The organism is Lysinibacillus sp. EB106-09-02-XG168, from assembly GCF_058791475.1.
Genome location: NZ_JBYTDN010000003.1, coordinates 3,900,945 through 3,924,813, shown reverse-complemented (window position 1 = coordinate 3,924,813; position 23,869 = coordinate 3,900,945). Strand labels below are relative to the sequence as shown.

Here is a 23,869-nt window from a genome sequence, read left to right as displayed (position 1 = left end):
ATGATTGAATTATCTATTCAATTATTACTTTCTATTATCGCTATTCTCTTCCTATTTTGTGGTGTAGCTATGATGTATTTAATCTATCAAAGAAGGAACGAAGAGAGAAAAAAGTATGAGATGGAAAAGTATATACAAAAAACAAAAATACTTTGGCAGGAGTACATTTTAGAGGACGGCCGATTTACTGATACGCTAATTCCGAAAAGTAAAATTCAAATTTTAGCGGTAGAACATATATTTTTATCGTATTTAAGAAATATATCTAATCCAATTATCCAACAAAAAATCTATTCTTTTGCACAGATGAATTTAAAGGAATATTACAAAAATGAGCTAAAATCCAGAAATTGGAGTAAGAAAATGAATGCAATGTACCGTATTGCTGATTTCCATATAAAAGAGCTTATCAGTGCTTGCGAAGTATCAATTAATTACAAACGTTCTATAGAGTTATTTCAGCTGTTAAAAATATATTCTATTCTTGAAAAAGAAAAATTTATACAAGAAATATTGCTATGTAATTATTCTTTTTCAGAAAGTGGATATAAAAAGTTGTTTTCATATTTAGAAGTAGAAATGCTCCAACGACTTATGGAAAAGATAGAAATTTTACAACAAGCAGCACAATATGCATTAATTGATACAATTGCAGCAAAAGGAAGTATGGATGTTATAGATGGGCTTGAAGAATTATTAGCAAATGAGGATACTGAAATTCGAATTCGTACTCTTAAAGGACTTGAAAGAATTGGGGTTATTCGAGATTTAGAGATGTATATTCCATTTGTCGATTCGACAATATGGGAAGAAAGATTAATGGTCGCAAAATTATTTAAGTATGCACCTTTAACATATACTGCCGAGCATTTAGAAAAATTGTTACAGGATAGTAATTGGTGGGTACGATCAAAAGCAGCAAGCACGATAATTGAAGATCCAAGAGGTTATCAGAGATTAAAAGAATTCATTGCAACAACAAATGACCAATATGCAATTGATATGGCTAATGAAGTATTAGAAAAAAGGATGCGTGCAGTATGATTATACTTGACTATTTAATGTGGTTTTTTGGTGGGGTAATCATAATTTATATGCTACTAGTTATAGTAACGTATGGGCTTATGTTTGTGTTTGCCCTTTTAAAGCTACGAAAAGAATATAGGCTTGATCAAACTGAAATGGATGATACGTATATTGATGCGTTCTATTCTAAGCCAGTGTCTGTAATCATACCCGCTTATAATGAAGAAGTAGGTATTGTGGATAGTATTCATTCTCTACTTAGTCTACACTATCCTGAATTTGAAATAATCATTGTCAATGATGGTTCTACTGATTGTACTCAAGAACTAGTTATTGAGCATTTTCAAATGAGAAAAATTGAAAAAATAATAAAGATGGAAATCCCAACAGATTCCATTATTCAAATCTATCAATCACAAATTCATCCAAATTGTTTTTTGGTAGAGAAAGTGAATGGTGGAAAGGCAGATGCTTTGAATGTAGGCATTAATGTTGCAAGCTATCCTTATTTTTGCTCTGTTGATGGAGATTCAATTCTGGAGAGTACATCTTTATTACGTTTAATGAAACCCATTGCCTTATCTGATGGTGAGGTAATTGCAGCGGGTGGGAATGTTCAAATTGCCAATGGAATGAATATGCACCTTGGTTCCATATTAGAAACAAACTTGTCTAAAAATTATTTAGTTACTATGCAAATTATTGAATACTTTAGAGCTTTTTTAATAGGACGAATTACGCTAAGTAAATTTAACTTAGTTTTAATTATTTCAGGTGCATTTAGTGTATTTTCGAAAAAATGGGTAGTAGAAGCAGGTGGCTATACTAAAAGTATGATCGGTGAAGATATGGAGCTCGTAGTAAAACTACATCGATATATCCGTAAAAAGAAAGAAAATAAACGTATTGAATTTGTAGAGAACCCTGTTTGTTGGACAGAGGCACCGGAAACGATGGCCGTTTTAAGGAGACAAAGAAGAAGATGGCATCAAGGATTATTAGAAAGTTTATGGAATCATAAAACAATGACTTTTAATCCGAAATATGGCGGTATTGGGTTATTATCCTTTCCGTATTTTTGGCTCATTGAAGGCTTAGGGCCAATTGTTGAACTTGGTGGCTATATTTATATTGTTTTTGCTTTTTTCTTAGGTGATATCTACTATGAGATAGCTATTTTACTACTTTTATCATTTGTACTTTATGGTGTTGTATTTTCAATTATGGCTGTGTTATTTGAAGCATGGAGCAAAAATAAAACGTTCAAGGTTGCTGATTTAATACGTATGATGTTACTAAGTTTTACAGAAATTTTCTGGTATCGTCCTATTACACTCATTTGGCGCTGTGAGGGTCTTTTGAACTTTTTAGTAAGAAGACGAGAGTGGGGCAAAATGGATCGTAAAGGTATTTCAAGCAAGGAGCAAGAATCGATATGAAGCGTATTTATTTGGGAATTATAGTAGTGTTATTACTTATAGTGATACCAATAGCCCTTTGGTTTATGTCGCCCAATAAACAACTGAATGTTGCGATCATTGATAAGACAGTGAAGGATGAATCATATCGAGAGCATTTAGGGATAAGTTGGCTATTAAATTATTTGAAGTATGAACATAAAGAAGGTCAATATGATGAATCAAAGGATTACTTTGGGACAATTCCTGATAAACAAAATAACAGTGTGTCTACTTCTCAAATGCCAAAGGATTACAAAGATTATGATGTAATCTATTTAGCAGATACGTATGGTGTCTATGAAGATGATCTTAACCCGAAACAAGAAAGATTGGGGGCACGCACAAAGAAAATTGTTGGTGGATTAGAGTCGCAAGAATGGGATGCTATGATGAAACGTTTAACTAGTGACGAAAAAAGTTTATTCATTGCAGAATTTAACTCTATTGCATCACCAACGTCTCCTGAGGTGCGAGAGCAAGTGCTAGATTATTTGAAAATAGATTGGTCCGGTTGGATTGGTCGCTATTTCGAAGAATTAGACTATAAAAAAAATAATGAAATTCCACAATGGGTTGTTGATAAATTTAAGGATAATTGGAAATATGAAGGTGGGGGCTTCATATTAGTGAATGACTTTACAGATGAGGTTTTTGTTTTAGAGTTAAATAAACATATTGATAAAGAAGGTATTTTTCTTAACTTCACTAAAATAGGACAGGAGTCCTTAGGTGTTTCATCGAACCCACGATATGACTACTGGTTTGATGTTGTTACCGCAAAAAATGAGCAAGATGTTTTAGCGAATTATGAGTGGAGCTTAACTGAGGAAGGTGAAAAATTATTAAATGAACATGATGTCCCTCTTTCATTCGCAGCAGTTGTTTCCGGTGAACATAAAAATACTACAAAATATTATTTTGCAGGCGATTTTAATGATATTAATAAAGTACCATATTTCTATAAGATGAAAGGGCTGGCATCAGTCTATAAAGTTTTACAAAATTTTTCGGATGATGCTTTTTATTGGTCAGCATATGTGCCGATGATGAAATCTATTTTGGAAGAATTCGAGAAAAAAGAAGTTGAGCAGAAAACTGAAAGTTCAGCAATAAATAATTTAGGTTATAATGCACGTATTAATGATCAAACATTTGAAATTTTTAAAAATGGAAAGTGGGAAGCTATCACCCTCAAAGGCGTTAATATGGGGATGGGGAAACCAGGTTATTTCCCTGGAGAGGCGGCCATTACGGAGGATGAATACTATCATTGGTTCCAGCAGATTGGTAAAATGAATGCCAATACAATCCGAGTCTATACGTTACATCCACCTGGCTTTTATAGAGCTTTAAAAAGATATAATGAAAAAGCAAAAAATCCTTTATATGTACTACATGGAGTGTGGATTGAAGAAGAAGGTTTAGAGAAAACTTTAGATGCTTATGATCCTGCAACACTTGAGAATTTCCGAGCAGAAATGAAAACCCTTGTGGATGTTATTCACGGTAATAAATATGTAGAGCACGTAGTAGGGCATGCATCTGGTTATTATGATACGGATGTTTCTCAGTATATAATTGGTTGGGTTATAGGTATCGAATGGTACCCTCTTATGGTAAACGGAACAAATGAAAAGCATGCTACTATTGGACAGTATAATGGTGTTTATTTCGAAACAAAAGATGCTTCCCCATTTGAACATTGGGTTGCAGAACAAATGGATTATATTACACAATATGAACAAAATAATTATGGCTGGATGCACCCTATGAGCTTTACAAACTGGGTTACAACAGATTTATTAGATCATCCATCTGAGCCGAATAAAGATGAAGATATTGCAAGTGTTAATCCGAATGTTATTTATACAAAAGGGTTAGCGAAACAAACAGGTCAATTTGCATCGTACCATGTGTATCCATACTATCCAGATTTCTTTAACTACGACCAAGAATACTTGTCGTATGTGGATCACCGTGGAGAAAAAAATAGTTATGCAGCCTATTTAGCAGAATTACATGCTGCACATCGTATGCCGATATTAATCGCTGAGTTTGGAATCCCTGGTTCACGTGGTTTAACCCATGATAATCCATATGGCTGGACTCAGGGATTTGTATCAGAGCAGGAACAAGGTGAAATATTAACCCATCTGTTCGAGGATATTATGGCAGAGGATTTACTTGGTGGATTAGTATTTACTTGGCAAGATGAGTGGTTTAAACGTACTTGGAATACGATGGATTACGATAATCCAAACCAACGCCCTTATTGGTCTAATGCTCAAACAAATGAACAACAATTTGGTTTACTAAGCTTTGATCGTCATAAGGTACAGGTTGACGGAGATATATCAGAATGGAGAGCTCCTCTCTTATATGAACAACAAAAAAACAAAACTTCAATGAGTATTGATTATGATGAAAGATACTTGTACTTCCAATTAAATGGAGATTTACTCAATAAAACATCTTCTACTCAAATTCTATTAGATGTTATTCCGAATCAAGGAAAAACATTGAAATCAGATTTGAAAGGAGTAACGTTCAAAAATGGCATTGAGTTTGTTGTCGAGCTTAATAAGAATAAGGAGTCGCGTATTGTTATCGATCCTTATTATGATTTCTATTCTTATTTATATGGAAATGAATTAAAGCTTATCGACATCCCTTCTTCAAATGTTATGCAAAAGAACACTACGTTCAGTCCGATTTTCTATGCTTTAAATAAAGAACTATACTTGCCAGAACAGAATATAACTGTACCTTTTTCAGCATATGAAACAGGAAAATTAATAGAGGGAAATGGTAATCCGAAGGCAAAGGATTATAATTCTCTTGTCGATTATAATTGGAGCGACAACGGAACTATAGAATTACGTATTCCTTGGTTACTTCTTCAATCAAAGGATCCTAGTCATAAAGAATTTATAGGGGATTTTTATAAAGAAAACGGAGAAACATCAGTTTTTGTAGATAAAATAAATATAGGTGCATTGTTTCTTAATGATAAGCATGAGGTTGTGTCTTCATTGCCAGAGATTGAAAAAGGTGTACTTAATCCATTGCATAGTTTTACATGGGATAATTGGAGTATGCCTAAAACTGAAGAACGGTTAAAAAAATCCTATGAAATTATACAAGAAACATTTAAGAGGTTTGAATAGTGGTTGAAAGGAGAAAGAAAGATTGATTCAGTGGAAAAAGCTTATCATTATAGTAGCGATACCATTTGTGCTTTTATGCACTAATGGTATTACTATAACGAAAGCGAAATCTTTTATAAAGCACAAAGAAATTACAGATTTAAATAAGGAATGGACGATTACATTTAACCATCCGATTAATAAAGCATCGATTACTAACTCGTCAATTACGATTAAAGATGAAGCAGGAAATGATTTTCCGATTACATTTGAGATTAATAAAAATAAAGTCAAAGTAAAACCTGAAAAATCATACGATAACTATACGACATATACTTTAAGTGTCCAAACTGATATTGAAAATAATAAATCAAAACTTTTAAAAAATAGTTTCAAGTTGATTTTTACTACCAATTTTGCAATCGAAGATCTTAAAAAAATCACGCCGTTAAATAATTCTGATTATCATGGACAGGCACTTGTAACCCTATCCTATGACGATGGCTATCGAAATTGGTATGATAAAGCACTACCACTTCATTCGAAATATAATATGCCGGGAACTTTTAATATTATCGGTGATAAATTGTTCTTAGATGAAGAGGTTTATATGATACCATCTCAAGTATGGGTTGCACATGATCTAGGTTTAGAAATTGCATCTCATACACAAAGTCATCCATTTTTAACTGAAAAATCGGTGGATGAGATTCATTATGAATTTGCTGAAAGCATAGATACCATCGAGTCTTTACTAGGTGAAGGTGTAGTTTCAACGGTTGCAATTCCTTATTCTGATTATAATGAAGAAATACGGGAAATTGCTATGCAATATTTCGATGGTATTCGTGGATTTGGTAGAGTAACTAATTCACCTAATAATTATGATCCTTACTGGCTAAAATCCTATGCTATTACCAATACAACAGAATTTTCTGATGTGAAAAAATGGATTGATAAAGCGGTTGCTGAGAAATCTTGGGTCATTATTATGTTGCACGGTATTACAGAATACCGATTGGAAGAGTATGAAACAACTCCAGAAATTTTAGAACAGATTATGAAATATATTAATGGTCTAGGTAAAGATTCTATTTTACCAGTGAATACAAAGGAAGGATTACAGCTTACTAAATAAAACAAAGCGGAATCCACAAATCAGCAACAGTTAATGTTTTGGTTATTTGAGTCTAGCATACAACTTTAATGTAACGAATGAAGTTTTTTGCTAAGCACAAACTCACTATCTAACCGTTATGGGTGTTTGCCATTCTCGTGTCAGAGAAGCACAAAGAAAATGGCGCGTAAAACCTATGGAAGATAAGGACTTTGGAGTGACCGATGGGACAGTCAAAGTCGTGGATAGAAACGTCAAAGTGACGGATAGACTGGCCAAAGTCGTGGATAGAAACATCAAAGCGACGGATAAAATCGCCAGAACGACGGAAAGAATCATCTAACCCACAAAAAAATCGCCACATACGGCGATTTTTTTCATTGGAATTGAGAAAGTCGTGAAAAGAAATTGGTAACGAAGTCTAAAAATATTTTTTCTGATGGAGCAATTTCGCGGTTTACAGGTGAAATAATACCGACTGTTCTTGGAATTGTAGGTGATTTAATCGGTACCTTTACTGTGAAGCGAGCAGCTGAATCATATAGGGAGCTTTCTGGTAATAAGCTAACCCCAATGCCCGCAGCGACAAGACCTTTTAGTGCATCTAAGTCTTCGCCCTCAGAGATGACGTTTGGCAAGAAGCCGGCAGCGCGACAGGCATCCATAGCTACTTTATGTAAAATATAGCCATCAGGGAATAATACAAATAAATCATTACGTAAATCAGCAAGTTGTATACTTTCTTTTTTGGCTAATGGATGTTTTACTGGCAGTAATGCAGCGATATTTTCAGTAAATAATATGGTTGAACGAATTGTTTCGTCCTTTGGTGGAAGTGGACCTAAAAAAGCTAAATTTAACTCGCGGTTTTTGACTGCGTCGATCAAAAAACGATAAGAACCTTGACGGAGTTGGAATTGCAAATCTGGATATTCACGCTTAAAGGCAGAAATAACAGTTGGCAATACATAGCTAGCTAAGCTTGTTGGAAAGCCGATTTTAATCGTTCCTTTAGCAGGATCTAAATATTCTTCAACTTGCTTTGCTGCAAAATCAATGGCTTTTAAAGCAGTAATGGTGTGCTCGAGAAATGTTTTTCCAATCGGTGTTAATTTAACATTGCGTCCTACACGTTCAAAAAGTGGTGTGCCTAATTCATCTTCTAAATTAGCAATTTGTCGGCTTATTGCAGATTGAGCAACATGAAGATGTTCGGCAGCCTCTGATATGTGTTCGCGTTCTGCAACTTCAACAAAATATCGTAATTGACGTAACTCCACTAGATATTCACCTCTATTAATCGAAAAATACGATTGATTATTCTTCAATTATATACTATTTAAGATGAAAGTGACCGTAAATAAACAAATGGTAGCTAGTAAGCTTTATATAGAAGGAGATGCTCAGAAACTTCATTGGAGCTCAAGAAGAAAAGAAAAAATGAAGAAGAGTCATTGGCTATCATCAAAGTTTAGGATGATAGCTGAAAAGTATGTTATATGAATAGGCTGATTGGAGTGGAGGCTGGGCGACTTCTCGGGGATCAGCAATAGAGGAACGAAGGCTAAAAGCATCACATCCTGTGATAACGCCTTCGTGACCAACATCGGTGCTGTTGTTGCTGTCGCTACGCTGTCGCACAGACAAAACACATAGCTGTCGCTACGCTTTCGCACAGACAAAACACATAGCTGTCGCTACGCTGTCGCACAGACAAAACCCTCTGCTGCTGCTTCGTTAGCACTACGCTTTCGCGCAAAAAAACATCTGTTGAACCGAGTCCTTGGAGTGAAGCGAAGCGGCTCATCGGAAGCCCCCAGCGGGAACGGAAATCATCCCCCACGTTATGATCAAAAATCTTTTTTTACGAACTAGAACTCTAGAAATTTCTTTCCCTTATTTGATTCTATTCTAATAAAAAAGGTTATAGTATTGGTACTGTTCTTTATACATTTCTGTCACAAAACCGCTACAATTAGCGATTTCTAAGGGGTTTCCACTATGTAGCTAGATGAAATCGATTCTCAATTAGGTTTATTTTATTGAAAATAAGGGGAGTCGATTCTCATTGTCAATGACGATTAGCAACATTTTGAAAATGCTTACGAACTCTTTGTTTTTAAGGATTGTTTCAAAGAAAAGTGAAAGTGATTGAAATGGTTTGCATAGAGAACGATTTTCAGTTAAGATTAGAATGATGATAATTAAGGGATGGTTCACCATTCACTGAACACACTATGGAGGTATTTTATGTCAACTTTAGTTATTAAAGATCTTCACGTTGAAATCGACGGGAAAGAGATTTTAAAAGGCGTAAATCTTACGATCAATACAAATGAAATTCATGCAATCATGGGACCAAACGGAACTGGTAAATCAACACTAGCTTCTGCAATTATGGGTCACCCTAAATATGAAGTAACTTCTGGTACAGTTGAACTTGATGGCGAAAATGTACTTGAAATGGAAGTGGACGAGCGTGCTCAAGCAGGTTTATTCCTAGCTATGCAATATCCTTCTGAAATCGCAGGGGTAACAAATGCTGATTTCTTACGTTCAGCTATCAATGCACGTCGTGAAGAGGGCGATGAAATTTCTCTAATGAAATTTATCCGTGAATTAGATAAAAACATGGAATTCCTTGAAATGAATGAAGATATGGCACAACGTTATTTAAATGAAGGTTTCTCTGGCGGTGAGAAAAAACGTAACGAGATTCTTCAATTAATGATGATTAAACCAACTTTCGCAATTTTAGATGAAATTGACTCTGGTCTTGATATTGACGCGCTTAAAGTTGTTTCAAAAGGAATCAATGCAATGCGTGGAGAAGGCTTCGGCTGCTTAATGATCACTCACTACCAACGTCTACTTAACTACATTACACCAGACCATGTACACGTAATGATGCAAGGCCGTGTTGTTAAATCAGGTGGCGAAGAGTTAGCACAACGTTTAGAAGCGGAAGGCTATGACTGGATTAAAAAAGAATTAGGTATCGAAGAAGAAACAGAAGAACAAGAAGCATAAGAGGGAGGACGAACTAGCATGACAGTGGAACTTAACTTGCCTGTAACAGTACAGGCCGTGCGCTCGTTCTCAGAAGCAAAGGGAGAACCGGCTTGGTTTACTGAGCTTCGCGCGGCAGCACTAGACAAAGCAACTGGTTTAGATATGCCAAAACCAGACAGAACAAATATTACAAAATGGGATTTCTTAAATTTCCCAACTCATATAGTAGACAGTGAAAGTTTTTCTTCACTTGATGCTTTACCAGAAGAAGCAAAAGGTTTAATTGATCTTGAAGCACAAGAAAACCTTTATGTTCAACGCAATAATACACCAGCTTTCATTAAAACATCACAAGAACTAGCTGATAAAGGTGTTATCTTTACAGATATCTTAACGGCGGTTCGTGAACACGGTGATCTGGTTAAAAAGTACTTCATGACAGAAGCTGTAAAAGTTGATGAGCATAAATTAACTGCGCTTCATGCGGCACTTGTTAACGGTGGTGTATTCGTATATGTACCGAAAAATGTAATTATTGAACAGCCACTTCAAGTAATCTTCTTAAACGATAACGCAGAAGCTTCATTATATAACCACGTGTTAGTTGTAGCTGAAGCAAATTCAGCTGTAACATATGTTGAAACATATATTTCAACAGTTGAAGAAGCAAAAGGTCAAGCAAATATTATTGCAGAAGTAGTAGTTCAAGACAATGCACAAGTTACTTACGGTGCGGTTGATGTACTTGCGAAAGGATATACTACTTATGTAAATCGTCGTGGACGTCTAGCTCGTGATGCGAAAGTAGATTGGGCACTTGGCTTAATGAATGACTCAGATACTATTTCTGAAAACATTACACATCTAATCGGTGACGGTTCTAATGCTGATACAAAAACAGTCGTTGTTGGTCGCGGTGAACAAAAACTTAACTTCACTACTGAAGTTCGTCACTGGGGTAAGAACTCAAATGGTCATATCTTAAAACATGGTGTAATGAAAGATGCGGCACAATCAATCTTTAACGGTATTGGCTACATCGAACACGGTGCGACAAAAGCGGATGCACAACAAGAATCACGTGTGTTAATGCTTTCTGAAAAAGCTCGTGGCGATGCAAACCCAATTCTATTAATCGATGAAGACGATGTAACAGCAGGACACGCAGCATCTGTTGGCCGAGTTGATCCACTACAACTTTACTACTTAATGAGTCGTGGTATCTCGAAAGCAGAGGCAGAGCGCCTTGTTATCCATGGATTCCTTGCGCCAGTTGTTACGCAATTACCAATCGAAGGCGTTCAAAAGCAACTGACGGAGGTTATTGAAAGGAAAGTTCGCTAATGATGAATAAAGACATTAAAAGCTATTTCCCGATTTTAAATCAGGAAGTAAACGGTCATAAACTTGTTTACCTTGATAGCGCAGCAACTTCTCAAAAACCTATTCAAGTAATTGAAGCGATGAAGCATTATTATGAATTCGATAATTCCAATGTTCACCGTGGTGTGCATACATTAGGTAATCGTGCTACTGACAAGTATGAGGGCGCACGTGAAAAAGTTCGTAATTTTATTAATGCTACTTCAACACAAGAAATTATTTTTACTCGCGGTACTACAACTGCCTTAAATACCGTAGCAGCAAGTTATGGTCGTGCTAATGTGGCTGATGGTGATGAAATTGTCATTACCCACATGGAGCACCATTCCAATATTATTCCTTGGCAACAGCTTGCAAAGGAAAAAAATGCGACACTGAAATATATTGAGCTTGAAGCAGATGGCACACTTAATCTAGAAAAAGTTCGTGCGACAATTACACCTAAAACAAAGATTGTGTCGGTGTCAATGGCGTCAAACGTCCTTGGAACGATTAATCCAATTAAAGAAATCGCTCAAATTGCGCATGCTAACGGTGCGGTAATGGTAGCGGATGCTGCACAAGCAGCACCACATATGAAAATCGATGTACAGGATTTGGATGTAGATTTCTTAGGGTTCTCAGGTCATAAAATGTGCGGACCAACTGGAATAGGTGTACTATATGGTAAAAAAGAACACCTTGAAAAGATGGAGCCAATTGAATTTGGTGGCGAAATGATTGACTTTGTTGGACTTCATGAGTCGACGTGGAAAGAATTACCGTGGAAATTTGAAGGCGGAACTCCTATTATTGCAGGTGCAATAGGTTTAGGAGCTGCTATTGATTTCTTAACTGAAATTGGGTTAGATAAAATTGCGGAGCACGAGCATAAGCTTGCAGGCTACGCGATGGATCAGCTTGAAACAATTGACGGACTTAAAATTTTTGGACCACGTGACCCGATGAAGCGTTGTGGCCTTGTAACGTTTAACCTAGACGATGTACATCCACATGATGTGGCAACGGTTCTTGATATGAGCGGTATTGCTGTTCGTGCAGGACATCATTGCGCACAGCCACTAATGAAATGTCTTCAACAAGTAGCGACAGCGCGTGCAAGCTTCTACCTGTATAACACAGAAGAAGATATTGACCGCCTAGTGGCAGGGTTACGTTCTGCGAAGGAGTATTTTGGCGATGTCTTTTAATAATTTAGATCAACTATATCGTTCAGTCATTATGGATCACTATAAAAATCCTCGTAATAAAGGATCTATAGAAAACGATGCTGTAACGATTGATATGAACAACCCGACTTGTGGAGACCGTATTCACTTAACGCTAAAAGTGACTGACGGTATTGTCGAGGATGCGAAGTTTGACGGTGAAGGCTGTTCAATTTCGATGTCTTCTGCTTCCATGATGACGCAGCTCATCAAAGGTAAAAAAATTGAGGAAGCATTAGAGCTTGCTGATATTTTTTCTAAAATGATGATGGGTGAAGACTATAGCGATAAATATGACCTTGAGGATGTTGAGGCACTACAAGGTGTTTCTCAATTCCCTGCGCGTATTAAATGTGCAACATTAGCTTGGAAAGCGATGGAAAAAGGTGTAAAGGAATAAATAAATCTTAATTTCAAGTGAAAGCATTATTTGTGCTTTCACTTGAAATAAGGTTATTGAGCATTAAAAAAATAACAATTATTTATGAACGGAGGAGAAAAGATGGCTAAAAAAATGCCTGATATTGGCGATTACAAATACGGATTCCATGACAAGGACGTATCAATTTTCCGTTCGAAACGTGGTTTAACTGAAGAAATCGTCCGTGAAATTTCTAATATGAAACAAGAGCCAGAGTGGATGCTTGAGTACCGCTTAAAAGCACTTGAAACTTTCTATACAAAACCAATGCCGCAATGGGGTGGCGACCTAGGAGATTTAGATTTTGATGAAATTACGTATTACGTAAAACCATCAGAAGCTACCCAAAAATCTTGGGATGAAGTACCTGATGAAATTAAAGCTACTTTTGATAAATTAGGTATTCCAGAAGCAGAGCAAAAATACCTTGCAGGTGTATCTGCTCAGTACGAATCTGAGGTTGTTTATCACAACATGAAACAAGACCTTGAAGATCTTGGTATTGTGTTCAAAGATACTGACTCAGCTTTACGTGAAAACGAAGATATTTTCAAACAATACTGGGGCAAAGTGATTCCTTACACTGACAACAAATTTGCTGCACTAAACTCAGCAGTTTGGTCAGGTGGATCATTCATCTATGTACCACCAGGTGTAAAAGTGGAAACGCCATTACAAGCTTACTTCCGTATTAACTCTGAAAACATGGGTCAATTCGAACGTACGTTAATTATTGTAGATGAAGGCGCTCACGTACACTACGTTGAAGGTTGTACAGCTCCTGTTTACACAACAAACTCTTTACACTCAGCAGTAGTAGAAATTGTTGTACGTAAAGATGCATACTGCCGTTATACAACTATTCAAAACTGGGCAAACAACGTTTACAACCTAGTAACAAAACGTACAGTTGTTGAAGAAAACGGTACAATGGAATGGATCGACGGTAACATCGGTTCTAAGTTAACAATGAAGTACCCAGCTTGTATCCTTAAAGGTGAAGGCGCTCGTGGTATGACATTATCAATCGCATTAGCAGGTAAAGGTCAACACCAACACGCAGGTGCGAAAATGATTCATATGGCACCAAACACATCTTCAACAATCGTTTCTAAATCGATTGCTAAACAAGGTGGTAAGGTAACATATATGGGTCAAGTTCGTTTCGGCCCTAAAGCAAGTGGTGCACGTGCTAACATCGAATGTGATACGTTAATCATGGACAACCAATCTACTTCAGATACAATTCCATACAACGAAATCTTAAATGATAATGTTTCTTTAGAGCATGAAGCGAAAGTTTCAAAAGTATCAGAGGAACAATTATTCTACTTAATGTCTCGTGGTATTTCTGAAGAAGAAGCGACAGAAATGATCGTAATGGGCTTCATCGAGCCATTCACAAAAGAATTACCAATGGAATATGCAGTAGAAATGAACCGCCTAATCAAGTTCGAGATGGAAGGTTCAATCGGATAAAACTTTTAAAACCCGTCACAATAATGTTTGTGGCGGTTTTTTTTATTTCACCTTTGAAAAATTAGAAGAGCTATAGCGACGGATAGAGCTTTGCTTGGATATGTCGTTCTGATGGATCAAGACGACAATATAGAGTTTGAGCCTTTTATTCAACAGCTCAGCGGATTTGTGAATTATCAAATTAGCAATCGAGGGCGAATTTTTATATTTTTTATAAAATAGTTGACTTATTTTTACGTTGTAACTATAATGGTTACAGGTGGAGGTGATGAAGATTAAAATAAGCAGTCGTTTTACAATCGCTGTTCATATTTTATCAATCATCGAGCGAAATTCATCGACCATTTGCACGTCGGAATTTATGGCGGAAAGCGTAAATACAAATCCGGTAGTAATTAGGAAAATATTGTCCTATCTTAAAAAGGCAGGTATAGTGCAAGTGCGCCGGGGAACAGGTGGAGCTTCTTTGGTCAAAGATCTAGATGCTATCACTTTGCTAGAGGTTTTTCGTTCAGTAGAAGTTGTAGAAGAAGATCAGTTATTTCATTTACATGAAAACCCAAACCCTGATTGTCCTATAGGTGCCAATATACAGGCTGTGTTAGAGATAATTTTAGTGCAAGCACAAGAAGCTATGGAGCAAGTATTAGCCAATATTACTATGGAGCAAGTAATTACATCTTTAATCCATGAGATTCAACAATCGCAATAAATGCATTCCTTCACTGAATGCATTATTTATTTGATCGAGTTGTAACTTAAATGGTTACAACTAAAAAGAGAAAAGGAGGTTTAAGTGGGTGACTCTTAAAATAAAAGCATATTCAGATTTTATTTGTCCTTTCTGTTTTTTAGGGAAAGGGCCATTAGATGAAATTGCAAAAGAAAAGAATATTGAAATAGAGTGGATGCCATTTGAATTAAGACCTGAACCATATCCGAAAATTGACCCTTGGAAAGAGCCCGCTAAATTAGGTTCATGGGATTCCTATATTCTCCCTACAGCCAAAAATCTTGGAATCAATATGCGATTACCACGTGTATCTCCACATCCTTATACAAATTTAGCTTTTGAAGGATATCAATTTGCTAAGGTGCATGCAAAAGGAAATGAATTTCATCATAGAATTTTCACAGCGTTTTTCCAAGAGGAACAAAATATTGAGGATGTAGAAGTGTTAACTCAATTAGCGAATGAGGTAGGTCTGCCTAAATTAGAATTCAAAGAAGCTTTACTTTCAGGTAAATATCGTGAAGCTCATCAGGACGCTTTAAAGCATGCTTATGAAGAGGCGAATATTACTGCCGTTCCTACACTTATTATTGGTGATGAAGTGATTCAAGGATTAGCTAGTAAAGAAAGACTAGCACAAGTGATCGATCAGCAATTAAAAAAGTAGGTTATGTAAATGATTTAAACAGTTGTATATAAAATATCTTATGAAAATTTGGAGGAAATACAAATGTCAGTAACAACAACTAATTTAAAAGAAGCAATTATTAATCGTCGTTCAATCCGTAAGGTGAAAAAGAACACAGCAATTACAAAAGAAAAAATTGAAGAGCTATTAAAAATTAGTGTACATGCACCGTCTTCATTTAATATGCAAAGTGGACGTGTAGTAGTTTTAATGGATAATGAACACGAAAAGTTTTGGGACATTGTCAAAGAAACATTACGTGCATGTGTGCCAGCAGAAAATTTTGCAGCGACTGAAGGACGCTTACAAGGCTTTGAAGATGGTGTAGGAACAATTTTGTTCTTTGAAGACCAAGCAACAATCAAACAAATGCAAGAAAACGCTCCTTCTTATAAAGAGCAATTCCCATTCTGGTCACATCAAGGAAATGCAATGTTACAATACGCAACATGGATGTCTTTAACTACTGAAGGAATTGGCGCATCTATCCAGCACTATAATCCGATTATTGACGAGGAAGTTAAACAAACTTGGAATATTCCTGCAGAATGGAGTCTTGTAGCTCAAATGCCATTTGGTGAACCAAATGAACAACCAGGAGAAAAAACTTCTTTACCTTTTGAAGATGTAGTGAAGTTTTATTAATTAACATCTAACTACGAATGAAGCCCCGTTAAGTGGACACGGTTCACTTAACGGGGTTTTTACATATTAGTTAAATGAAAATTCGTATCCTACATAGTTAAAAACATTGGAAAAACCTATATTTTCTGCTACAGCGATGGATGGCTTGTTTGAGTCCATACAGTCCCAATATGGAACAGAACTTTTCGTTAAACAATCTTTTACAAAATTATGAGCTAACTTTTGGGCTAATTTATTCCCTTGGTGAGCATCTAATGTTTCAATGTCAATACAGAGGATATTCTCAACGACAAAGCCTGAAAAACAAAGACTAACAATGTGGTGATCGTAAACGGCACAGTATCCAATCCCTTTATTCAAGAAACATTCAACTGAAGACCAACACGATAATATTTTAAATTGTAAAAATGCGGTGTTTTTAATTATGTTATCTTCAAACAGAGCGTTATCGATTTTTAAAATAGTATAGCCATCTTTAATATCTGGCTCATTATGAGCTTTATAGTTTTCTTTATAAAGTTTATATACTCTTTGCTTCCAACTACCAAGTTCCCGATGTTTAAATATATTTTCGATCGTTTGATTCCACTTTTTATGATCAACAATTCCTTCAAAGTAATGCAATCCCACTTTTTTCGCTTCTGGTACAATTACCTGATCAATAAAGTTGTTAATTTGATTATTAAATTGTTCATTTTCTTCATTTCCTATAAAGAGAAATCCATCATTGTTTCCTAACCAAATAAGTGCTGATTGTGGTGAATCGATTTGATCCACAAATATTCGTCCAGGATTCACTCCCTCTACGACTGCTTTTACTTCTAATTGACTTTGCTCATTTAATAGCTCTTTACACTTGTAAAATTCATTTTTCTGTAATTCAGTAATCATCACAATCAAGTCCCTTTCATGTTTAATTTCATTATTTTGACTCACCGCAAAAATTTAGAATGAACTTTATAAAAGCTTATATTATGCGTATAGGTTGATTGGAGTGGAGGCTGGGACTCCTCGGGGATCAGCGATATAGAGGAACGAAGGCTAAGAGCATCACGTCCTGTGATAACGCATTCGCGACCAAACATCCTGATGGCCCGGGACCCTGGAGCGAGCCTTGCGGGTGAAGCGGCTCATCGGACGCCTCCAGGAAGCTCTGCTCTGTGCGAAAGCGTAGCGACAGCAACAACCAAGCGCCCAGCCGGAACGGAAATCAACCCTACGTTTTGCTGATAATCCTATATTTTATTGTATAGGTAAAGTGTGGTAATATTCATATTTACCTTATTTACGAGCTATGATTTTTTACGATACGTTTAATTAGAAGGTGTATGCTATGATAAATATACATGAAGGAGGGAGTCACATGATTATAGTTGGATTAACTGGTTGGGGTGATCATCCTTCGCTTTATAGTGGAGTGACTGCCTCAAAGGATAAATTATTCGATTATACAGGTCATTTTTTAACGGTAGAGGTAGATACCTCTTTTTATGCCATACCTTCTAAAGAGAATGTTCGGAAATGGTGTGAGGATACACCCGAAAATTTCCGTTTTGTTGTGAAGCTTTATCAAGGAATGACTGGTCATTTACGTGGCGACATACCGTTTGAATCAAAGAATGACATGTTTAATGCCTTTATCGAATGTGCCAATGAATTTAAACGTCATGGGAAGCTAGCCATGGTACTAGCACAATTCCCACCATGGTTTGATTGTCAGACTAAAAATGTACAATATTTATTGTATATTAGGCAGCAGCTTAAAAGTTTTGACATAGCTATTGAGTTTCGCAATCGAACATGGTATGCGGACAATGTAGTGCAGCAAACAATGGATTTTTTACGAGAGCATCGATTCATTCATACAATTTGTGATGAACCACAGGCTGGCGTAGGCTCAGTACCATTTTATCCTACGGTTACTGCGACAAAGGCACTTGTACGCATTCATGGACGTAACATTCATGGATGGCGCAATAATGGGAATGCCGAAAACTGGCGGAAAGTTCGCTTTTTATATGATTATAATAGGGAAGAGTTACAGCAGATAGGGCAGCATATAAAACATCTCCAATCAGAAGTGCAGGACCTATATGTATTATTTAATAATAACTCAGGGCTTCATGCCGCTAAAAATGCAAAAGAGTTACAAGGAATTTTAGCGATTAGTGATGTAGGATTAGCGCCTAAACAATTGAACATGTTTGAAGGGGAACTATAATGGAATTTTTTCTTTTAGTTATTATTGCATTATTATCTGGGATAATTGGCGCGTTGGTTGGGCTTGGCGGAGGAGTTATCTTAGTTCCAGCGACATTATTCGTTGGGTTAAATCTAGGGATGATTCCAGATATCACCCCTCAAAAAGTAGTTGGATTATCTGTTGTCATGATGATTTTCACGGGACTTGCTTCTACACTAAGTTATATGAAAGCTAAAACAGTAGATTACAAAAGTGGTTGGATTTTTTTTATAGGGAGTATTCCGGGCACAATGCTGGGCGCATGGGTAAATAAGGGGCTAGATTTACCATCATTTAATTTATATTTTGGTATTTTACTTATTATTTTAGCGACGATATTACTTGTACGTGATAAATTGAAACCAGTAGAATGGTTTGTAAAAAACGGTATGCAACGAGAGTTCGAGGATCAAGAAGGAAATACTTATGTATATGGATATCCAATTTGGTTTGCTATTGCATTAACATTTTGTATTGGCTTTGCCTCAGGGTTATTTGGTATCGGCGGAGGCTCGATGATTGTGCCTGCCATGATTATTTTATTTTTATTCCCACCGCATGTAGCAGTAGCAACATCGATGTTTCTAGTATTTTTATCGTCGCTTGTTAATTCAGCGAGTCATATTTATTTAGGAAATGTGCCTTGGCTTTATACGATTCCTGTTATTCCAGGAGCTTATATTGGTGCAAAGCTAGGGGCAGCATTAAATAAAAGAATTAAATCAGATACGCTTGTAGTAGTACTACGAGTTATTTTATTATTATTAGGAATTCGTTCTATTATCGAAGGATTAGTGTAATGTTGATTTCTATAAATCGATTTTACAGTGACGTTAAGGTCCGAAGAGTATAGGTGACTTTGATAGATTCTACAGACATAGAAGCTATTTTAAAGAAGAGGTGGCTTAATTGCTGGAAAAAATTCATATTTTTCATACGAATGATTTGCATAGTCATTTTAAATATTGGCCACGAATGCAAAGTCATGTGAAAGAAATGCGTACTATGCTTACAAACATGGGAGAGACAAGCTATTTATTTGATGTCGGCGATCATTTAGATCGTTCAAATATCTATACAGAAGCAACAGTTGGTAAGGGCAATGTGAAGTTATTAAATGAAGCGGGCTACGATGTTGTGACAATCGGTAATAATGAAGGTATAACATTGTCCCATGAGGAGCTGTATCATTTATATGATGGAGCAGCTTTTGACGTAGTAGTCGCTAATGTAAATGCTTCACATGGAACAAATCCAGCGTGGATGAAGCCGTATGTTGTATTAACAACTGCTTATGGCACAAAGGTTGCAGTTATTGCAGCCACGGCTATGTTTGAAATTTATTATAAGGAATTAAACTGGGAGATTGAAGAGGCGCGAAACTCACTTATTCACTTAGCCTATCAGCTTCGTAAAGAAGTAGATATTATAGTCTGTTTGTCGCATTTAGGGATAACAGAGGATGAGCTTTTAGCTGAGGAATGTCCAGAAATAGATGTTATATTCGGCTCACATACACATCATGTTCTCCCGAATGGCAAGCTGGTTAATGGCGTTTTATTAACTGGTGGGGGGAAATTTGGTCAATATACGGGCCATCTTGTGTTAGAATATGACAAAAGAATGAGGAAAATTGTTGAAAAAAAGGATTTCTTAATTCATAATAAAGATTTGCCTACGGTTAAAAATGAACTTGAAATCGTACAGTTTTTAGAAGATGAGGGCAAACGATTACTCGATAAGCCAGTATTCACTACGAAAAAATCGTACAACAAAGAATGGTTCCATTATTCGCAATTATCCGACTTGTTCGCGCGGGCTATTTTAGAGAAAAGTGGAGCGGATTGTGCGTTATTTAACGCGGGTATTTTTTTAGATGGTTTACCTAAGGGAACAGTGACGGCACTTGATTTGCATAGAATTTTCCCACATCCTATAAATTTATGTACGATTGAATTATCGGTTGCTGAAATGAAAGAAATTTTCCAGCAATCTAAAAATGAAGAATGGCCTTATATTGAGCTAAAAGGATTAGGGTTTAGGGGCGTAATCTTTGGGAAGATGTTAACGTATGGCTTTTCAATGAATGAAGATCGCCAATTACTGATCAATGGGAAGCTTGCAGATAACGAACGAATATATAAATTAGTCACACTTGATTTATTTACGTTTGGTTATTTTTATCCAAGCTTTAAATATGCTAAGAAAAAATATATTCTACCAGAATTTTTACGAAATATTATGATAGATTATGGGCAAAGATTCTTTAAGCACTAACAGATAAAACGCTTTTAGAATGGATTGGGGAAAAGGTCATGCGGTTAATTTCAATCGATGTATTAAAAGAAGGAATGGTCTTAGCAAGAACCATTTGGAACGAGGCGGGACACCCTCTTTTAAAAAAAGATGTTGTCATTAATGAACGTATCATACAAAGACTTCAACAATTAAATACACATTATTTGTATATTGACGATAAAATTTCTGAGGGTATTGAAGTAGAGGAAACAGTCCCAACTGTTGTTCGAAATAAAACGATTTCAATCATTAAAAATTCTTTCCAATCAATCGATGGTTTAAGTCCAGTAAATGCCTCTTATGTGCTTGACCAACAATCAAAGGCAATTCTCTCAATTGTAGATGAGTTACTATCGGTAGTTAGTGGCAATGATGAAATTTTAACAATACTAACAGATGCGTATTTGTTTGATGAATATTTATATCAACACTCCTTTCAAGTCACTCTTTATTCGATAGCGATTGCTAAAGAGCTTGGTTACTCAGCCGAGGACTTACGTATAATTGGAATTGGCGCTTTGTTACATGACATAGGGAAGCTTATGGTACCAAAAGAGATTTTGACAAAACCTGGGCGCCTAACGTTTGACGAGTTTGAAACGATGAAGCAGCATACTCGATATGGATTTGATTTGTTACGTAATTTACATACCATATCTTTGATTGTTGCACATTGTGCCTTCCAACATCACGAAAGGATTGATGGGAGTGGCTATCCACGGGGCTTAGTTGATTTTGAAATCCATCCGTTTGCAAAAATTATTGGTGTAGCTGACGTCTTTGATGCAGTGACGACAAGCCGTGTATATCGTGAAAAAATGCTACCTTCTCAGGGCCTAGCAATTGTAGAAGCAGGCTCTGGAACTATATACGATGCACGTGTTGTCAATGCATTGAAAAAGTCTGTGGTCCATTATCCAAACGGTGTTATTTTAAAATTATCGGATGGCCGTCGAGGTATTGTATCAAGGCAAAATACGTTGGATCCAGCAATGCCGTTGATTCGTATTTTTGAGGAGCAAAATCAAATATTAGCAGCTACATATGAAATTAATTTAGTGGACCACCCAACCGTAATCATTGAAAGTGTTGAAGCGGATTACGTTGTCCCATCGAAAATCGAATAAAAATCTTCTCCTGTTCATACGTTATGGAACAGGAGGAGATTTTTTTTGTTTTTCCCTCGAAAAAGGATGAAATTACGATCATATAGTCAGTATGGTAATTATAGAAAAAGGGGAAATAAACGCTTGAATCGTATACCCCTTTTAATTGTAAGCGTTATTGTTAGTATTTTTTTATTTATTTATTTTCTGAATGAACGGCTTATGCCGACCTATTTAGAATATGCCGAAATACAAACGAATAAGATTGCATCCTATGTTGTAAGTAATGCCACATCAAATGTTTTAGATATTAATGATGTTCTTGTAGAAGTATCCCCTGGCAACAACTCTGATTTGAAAATTAATACTGAAGTAATTAATCGAGTTCGTGCCGAAACGGTAAAGCAAGTAAAAATGAATTTAGAGCAGGCTGAGGAAGGAGACTTGTCTAACTTACCAAATCTTGATAATGTTGAATATGATTTTAACAAGATAAAAGAAGGCAATGGAGTCGTTTTTTATGTACCTATTAGCCAGGCTGCCAATATCCCTTTACTAGGGAATTTAGGACCTAAAATTCCGGTACGCTTTCACGTAGTTGGAAATGTGCATAGTGAAGTTACTTCTTCAATAACGGAGTATGGTATTAATAGTGCATTTGTGCAGGTAGGAATTCATTTAGAGGTAAATGTACAAATTATTGTCCCTTTTGCTAGTAAAACAGCTACAGTTTCTCAGGATATTCCGGTGGCAATGGGTTTAACGAAGGGGCAAGTGCCAAATGTTTATTCAAGTGGTGATTCAGCAACACAGCCGTCCCTTGAAATACCAGTGCCTTTTAAAGAATAGAAATGTTGCTGTGATAGTTGTTGGAGTTCATATATTATGTTACATTGACAACAGTGAAGATAGTTAATAGAAAAAATGCACATTTCTGATAGGGGCGATATCCGTATGACATCTTGTAAACCTACAAGTAAAGACAAAGAAGAATACTTAAGAAAACCAGATTGGTTAAAAATTAAACTAAACACAAATGATGAATATAAAGGGCTAAAGAAGCTCATGCGAGAAAAAAATCTGCATACTGTATGTGAGGAAGCACGCTGTCCTAATATTCATGAATGCTGGGGTGAACGCCGTACAGCAACAATGATGATTCTTGGGTCGGTTTGTACACGTGCTTGCCGTTTCTGTGCTGTTAAAACGGGCTTACCAAATGAATTAGACTTAGCTGAGCCAGAACGCGTAGCAGATTCTGTTGCTATTATGAACTTGAAGCACGTTGTTATAACAATGGTTGCGCGTGATGATTTAAAGGATGGCGGTGCGCAAGTATTAGCTGAAACCGTGCGTGCGATTCGTCGTAAAAGTCCGGCTACATCGGTTGAAGTGTTACCGTCCGATTTAGGGGGCGTGAAAGAGAACCTTCAATTATTAATGGATGCGAAGCCAGATATTTTAAATCATAATATTGAAACCGTGCGTCGCTTAACGCCAAGAGTACGTGCTCGTGCAAAATATGAGCGCTCATTAGAGTTTCTACGTTTGGCAAAAGAAATGCAGCCAGACATCCCTACAAAATCATCTTTAATGATAGGCTTAGGTGAAACAGAAGAAGAAATTCTAGAAGTTATGGATGATTTACGAGCAATTAACGTAGATATTATGACAATTGGTCAATACTTACAGCCGACGAAAAAGCATTTAGCTGTTAAAAAGTATTATTCACCAATAGAGTTTGGTAAACTTCGTAAAATCGCAATGGAAAAAGGATTTAAGCATTGTGAAGCAGGCCCACTTGTACGTAGTAGCTATCATGCTGATGAACAAGTAAACGAAGCAACAAAAGAACGTCAATTACAAACAGAACTGTAAAAACAAATGTTGAAATGGAAGGTGGTG

General features: G+C 36.3%; 20 protein-coding genes. 18 read left to right on the top strand and 2 right to left on the bottom strand.

What is annotated here, in order from left to right; translation table 11 throughout:
- Genes AC3WSO_RS19970 through AC3WSO_RS19955 form a run of 4 tightly spaced genes read left to right on the top strand, consistent with a single transcriptional unit; the run spans nt 1 to nt 6,770 of the window.
- Nucleotides 1-1,044, top strand: coding sequence for a HEAT repeat domain-containing protein (locus AC3WSO_RS19970; RefSeq protein WP_492533170.1), 1,044 nt, complete (start codon nt 1-3; stop codon nt 1,042-1,044).
- Entirely contained in the window at nt 1,041-2,465 is a 1,425-nt protein-coding gene (locus AC3WSO_RS19965) for a glycosyltransferase family 2 protein (RefSeq protein ID WP_492533168.1), read from the top strand. The genes AC3WSO_RS19970 and AC3WSO_RS19965 overlap by 4 nt, the downstream gene beginning before the upstream one ends.
- Nucleotides 2,462-5,653, top strand: a complete 3,192-nt coding sequence (locus AC3WSO_RS19960; RefSeq protein ID WP_492533167.1) for a hypothetical protein — start codon at nt 2,462-2,464, stop codon at nt 5,651-5,653. Before AC3WSO_RS19965 ends, AC3WSO_RS19960 begins: the two co-directional genes overlap by 4 nt.
- Before the next feature lie 22 nt (nt 5,654-5,675).
- On the top strand, nt 5,676-6,770 hold the full coding sequence (locus AC3WSO_RS19955; protein ID WP_492533165.1) for a polysaccharide deacetylase family protein: 1,095 nt from the start codon (nt 5,676-5,678) through the stop codon (nt 6,768-6,770).
- Nucleotides 6,771-7,126: 356 nt separating this feature from the next.
- Here AC3WSO_RS19955 and gltC read toward each other — a convergent pair whose 3' ends face one another.
- Complete coding sequence (gene gltC / locus AC3WSO_RS19950) at nt 7,127-8,029, bottom strand: glutamate biosynthesis transcriptional regulator GltC (RefSeq protein ID WP_492533164.1); 903 nt, start codon at nt 8,027-8,029, stop codon at nt 7,127-7,129.
- A gap of 970 nt (nt 8,030-8,999) precedes the next feature.
- Between gltC and sufC the strand changes: the two genes are divergently transcribed.
- The 8 genes from sufC to AC3WSO_RS19910 all read left to right on the top strand — a co-directional run bounded on the left by sufC (nt 9,000) and on the right by AC3WSO_RS19910 (nt 16,318).
- Complete coding sequence (sufC, locus tag AC3WSO_RS19945) at nt 9,000-9,779, top strand: Fe-S cluster assembly ATPase SufC (RefSeq protein ID WP_068985348.1); 780 nt, start codon at nt 9,000-9,002, stop codon at nt 9,777-9,779.
- An 18-nt stretch (nt 9,780-9,797) separates the two neighbouring features.
- Entirely contained in the window at nt 9,798-11,105 is a 1,308-nt protein-coding gene (gene sufD / locus AC3WSO_RS19940) for a Fe-S cluster assembly protein SufD (protein WP_492533163.1), read from the top strand.
- A complete protein-coding gene (locus AC3WSO_RS19935) occupies nt 11,105-12,334 on the top strand; it encodes a cysteine desulfurase (RefSeq protein ID WP_079561482.1) in 1,230 nt (409 codons plus the stop codon). The genes sufD and AC3WSO_RS19935 overlap by 1 nt, the downstream gene beginning before the upstream one ends.
- Nucleotides 12,324-12,752 (top strand): Fe-S cluster assembly sulfur transfer protein SufU, encoded by a 429-nt coding sequence (gene sufU / locus AC3WSO_RS19930; RefSeq protein WP_197143319.1) that lies wholly within the window; start codon nt 12,324-12,326, stop codon nt 12,750-12,752. Before AC3WSO_RS19935 ends, sufU begins: the two co-directional genes overlap by 11 nt.
- Nucleotides 12,753-12,854: 102 nt before the next feature.
- Nucleotides 12,855-14,252: a Fe-S cluster assembly protein SufB gene (gene sufB, locus AC3WSO_RS19925; RefSeq protein ID WP_031417705.1), complete on the top strand. Its 1,398-nt coding sequence runs from the start codon at nt 12,855-12,857 to the stop codon at nt 14,250-14,252.
- 274 nt (nt 14,253-14,526) lie between these two features.
- Nucleotides 14,527-14,964, top strand: coding sequence for an Rrf2 family transcriptional regulator (locus AC3WSO_RS19920; protein ID WP_492534427.1), 438 nt, complete (start codon nt 14,527-14,529; stop codon nt 14,962-14,964).
- 88 nt (nt 14,965-15,052) lie between these two features.
- The gene (locus AC3WSO_RS19915) at nt 15,053-15,652 is read left to right on the top strand and encodes a DsbA family oxidoreductase (protein WP_492533161.1); all 600 of its coding nucleotides are present in this window, start codon (nt 15,053-15,055) and stop codon (nt 15,650-15,652) included.
- A 63-nt stretch (nt 15,653-15,715) separates the two neighbouring features.
- On the top strand, nt 15,716-16,318 hold the full coding sequence (locus tag AC3WSO_RS19910; RefSeq protein ID WP_492533160.1) for a nitroreductase family protein: 603 nt from the start codon (nt 15,716-15,718) through the stop codon (nt 16,316-16,318).
- 66 nt (nt 16,319-16,384) lie between these two features.
- Here AC3WSO_RS19910 and AC3WSO_RS19905 read toward each other — a convergent pair whose 3' ends face one another.
- A complete protein-coding gene (locus tag AC3WSO_RS19905) occupies nt 16,385-17,209 on the bottom strand; it encodes a GNAT family N-acetyltransferase (RefSeq protein WP_492534425.1) in 825 nt (274 codons plus the stop codon).
- Nucleotides 17,210-17,681: 472 nt separating this feature from the next.
- Here AC3WSO_RS19905 and AC3WSO_RS19900 point away from each other — a divergent pair, with 472 nt between their 5' ends.
- The 6 genes from AC3WSO_RS19900 (at nt 17,682) to lipA (ending at nt 23,842) form a co-directional block, all read left to right on the top strand.
- Nucleotides 17,682-18,539: a DUF72 domain-containing protein gene (locus AC3WSO_RS19900; protein WP_492533159.1), complete on the top strand. Its 858-nt coding sequence runs from the start codon at nt 17,682-17,684 to the stop codon at nt 18,537-18,539.
- Complete coding sequence (locus AC3WSO_RS19895) at nt 18,539-19,360, top strand: sulfite exporter TauE/SafE family protein (RefSeq protein ID WP_492533157.1); 822 nt, start codon at nt 18,539-18,541, stop codon at nt 19,358-19,360. The genes AC3WSO_RS19900 and AC3WSO_RS19895 overlap by 1 nt, the downstream gene beginning before the upstream one ends.
- Before the next feature lie 109 nt (nt 19,361-19,469).
- Nucleotides 19,470-20,837, top strand: a complete 1,368-nt coding sequence (locus tag AC3WSO_RS19890; RefSeq protein WP_492533156.1) for a bifunctional metallophosphatase/5'-nucleotidase — start codon at nt 19,470-19,472, stop codon at nt 20,835-20,837.
- 38 nt (nt 20,838-20,875) lie between these two features.
- Nucleotides 20,876-21,985: an HD-GYP domain-containing protein gene (locus AC3WSO_RS19885; RefSeq protein WP_492533155.1), complete on the top strand. Its 1,110-nt coding sequence runs from the start codon at nt 20,876-20,878 to the stop codon at nt 21,983-21,985.
- 123 nt (nt 21,986-22,108) lie between these two features.
- Nucleotides 22,109-22,813, top strand: coding sequence for a sporulation protein YunB (gene yunB / locus AC3WSO_RS19880; RefSeq protein WP_492533154.1), 705 nt, complete (start codon nt 22,109-22,111; stop codon nt 22,811-22,813).
- Nucleotides 22,814-22,918: 105 nt separating this feature from the next.
- Nucleotides 22,919-23,842, top strand: a complete 924-nt coding sequence (gene lipA / locus AC3WSO_RS19875; protein WP_197143327.1) for a lipoyl synthase — start codon at nt 22,919-22,921, stop codon at nt 23,840-23,842.
- Nucleotides 23,843-23,869: the final 27 nt, after the last annotated feature.

Coding starts and splice junctions, on each gene's coding strand:
- AC3WSO_RS19965 (WP_492533168.1), top strand. CDS start 1,041: ATGATTATACTTGACTATTTAATGTGGTTTTTTGGTGGGGTAATCATA.
- AC3WSO_RS19935 (WP_079561482.1), top strand. CDS start 11,105: ATGATGAATAAAGACATTAAAAGCTATTTCCCGATTTTAAATCAGGAA.
- lipA (WP_197143327.1), top strand. CDS start 22,919: ATGACATCTTGTAAACCTACAAGTAAAGACAAAGAAGAATACTTAAGA.
- AC3WSO_RS19905 (WP_492534425.1), bottom strand. CDS start 17,209: ATGATTACTGAATTACAGAAAAATGAATTTTACAAGTGTAAAGAGCTA.
- sufB (WP_031417705.1), top strand. CDS start 12,855: ATGGCTAAAAAAATGCCTGATATTGGCGATTACAAATACGGATTCCAT.
- sufC (WP_068985348.1), top strand. CDS start 9,000: ATGTCAACTTTAGTTATTAAAGATCTTCACGTTGAAATCGACGGGAAA.
- AC3WSO_RS19970 (WP_492533170.1), top strand. CDS start 1: ATGATTGAATTATCTATTCAATTATTACTTTCTATTATCGCTATTCTC.
- AC3WSO_RS19895 (WP_492533157.1), top strand. CDS start 18,539: ATGGAATTTTTTCTTTTAGTTATTATTGCATTATTATCTGGGATAATT.
- AC3WSO_RS19900 (WP_492533159.1), top strand. CDS start 17,682: ATGATTATAGTTGGATTAACTGGTTGGGGTGATCATCCTTCGCTTTAT.
- AC3WSO_RS19960 (WP_492533167.1), top strand. CDS start 2,462: ATGAAGCGTATTTATTTGGGAATTATAGTAGTGTTATTACTTATAGTG.
- AC3WSO_RS19885 (WP_492533155.1), top strand. CDS start 20,876: ATGCGGTTAATTTCAATCGATGTATTAAAAGAAGGAATGGTCTTAGCA.
- sufU (WP_197143319.1), top strand. CDS start 12,324: ATGTCTTTTAATAATTTAGATCAACTATATCGTTCAGTCATTATGGAT.
- AC3WSO_RS19910 (WP_492533160.1), top strand. CDS start 15,716: ATGTCAGTAACAACAACTAATTTAAAAGAAGCAATTATTAATCGTCGT.
- sufD (WP_492533163.1), top strand. CDS start 9,798: ATGACAGTGGAACTTAACTTGCCTGTAACAGTACAGGCCGTGCGCTCG.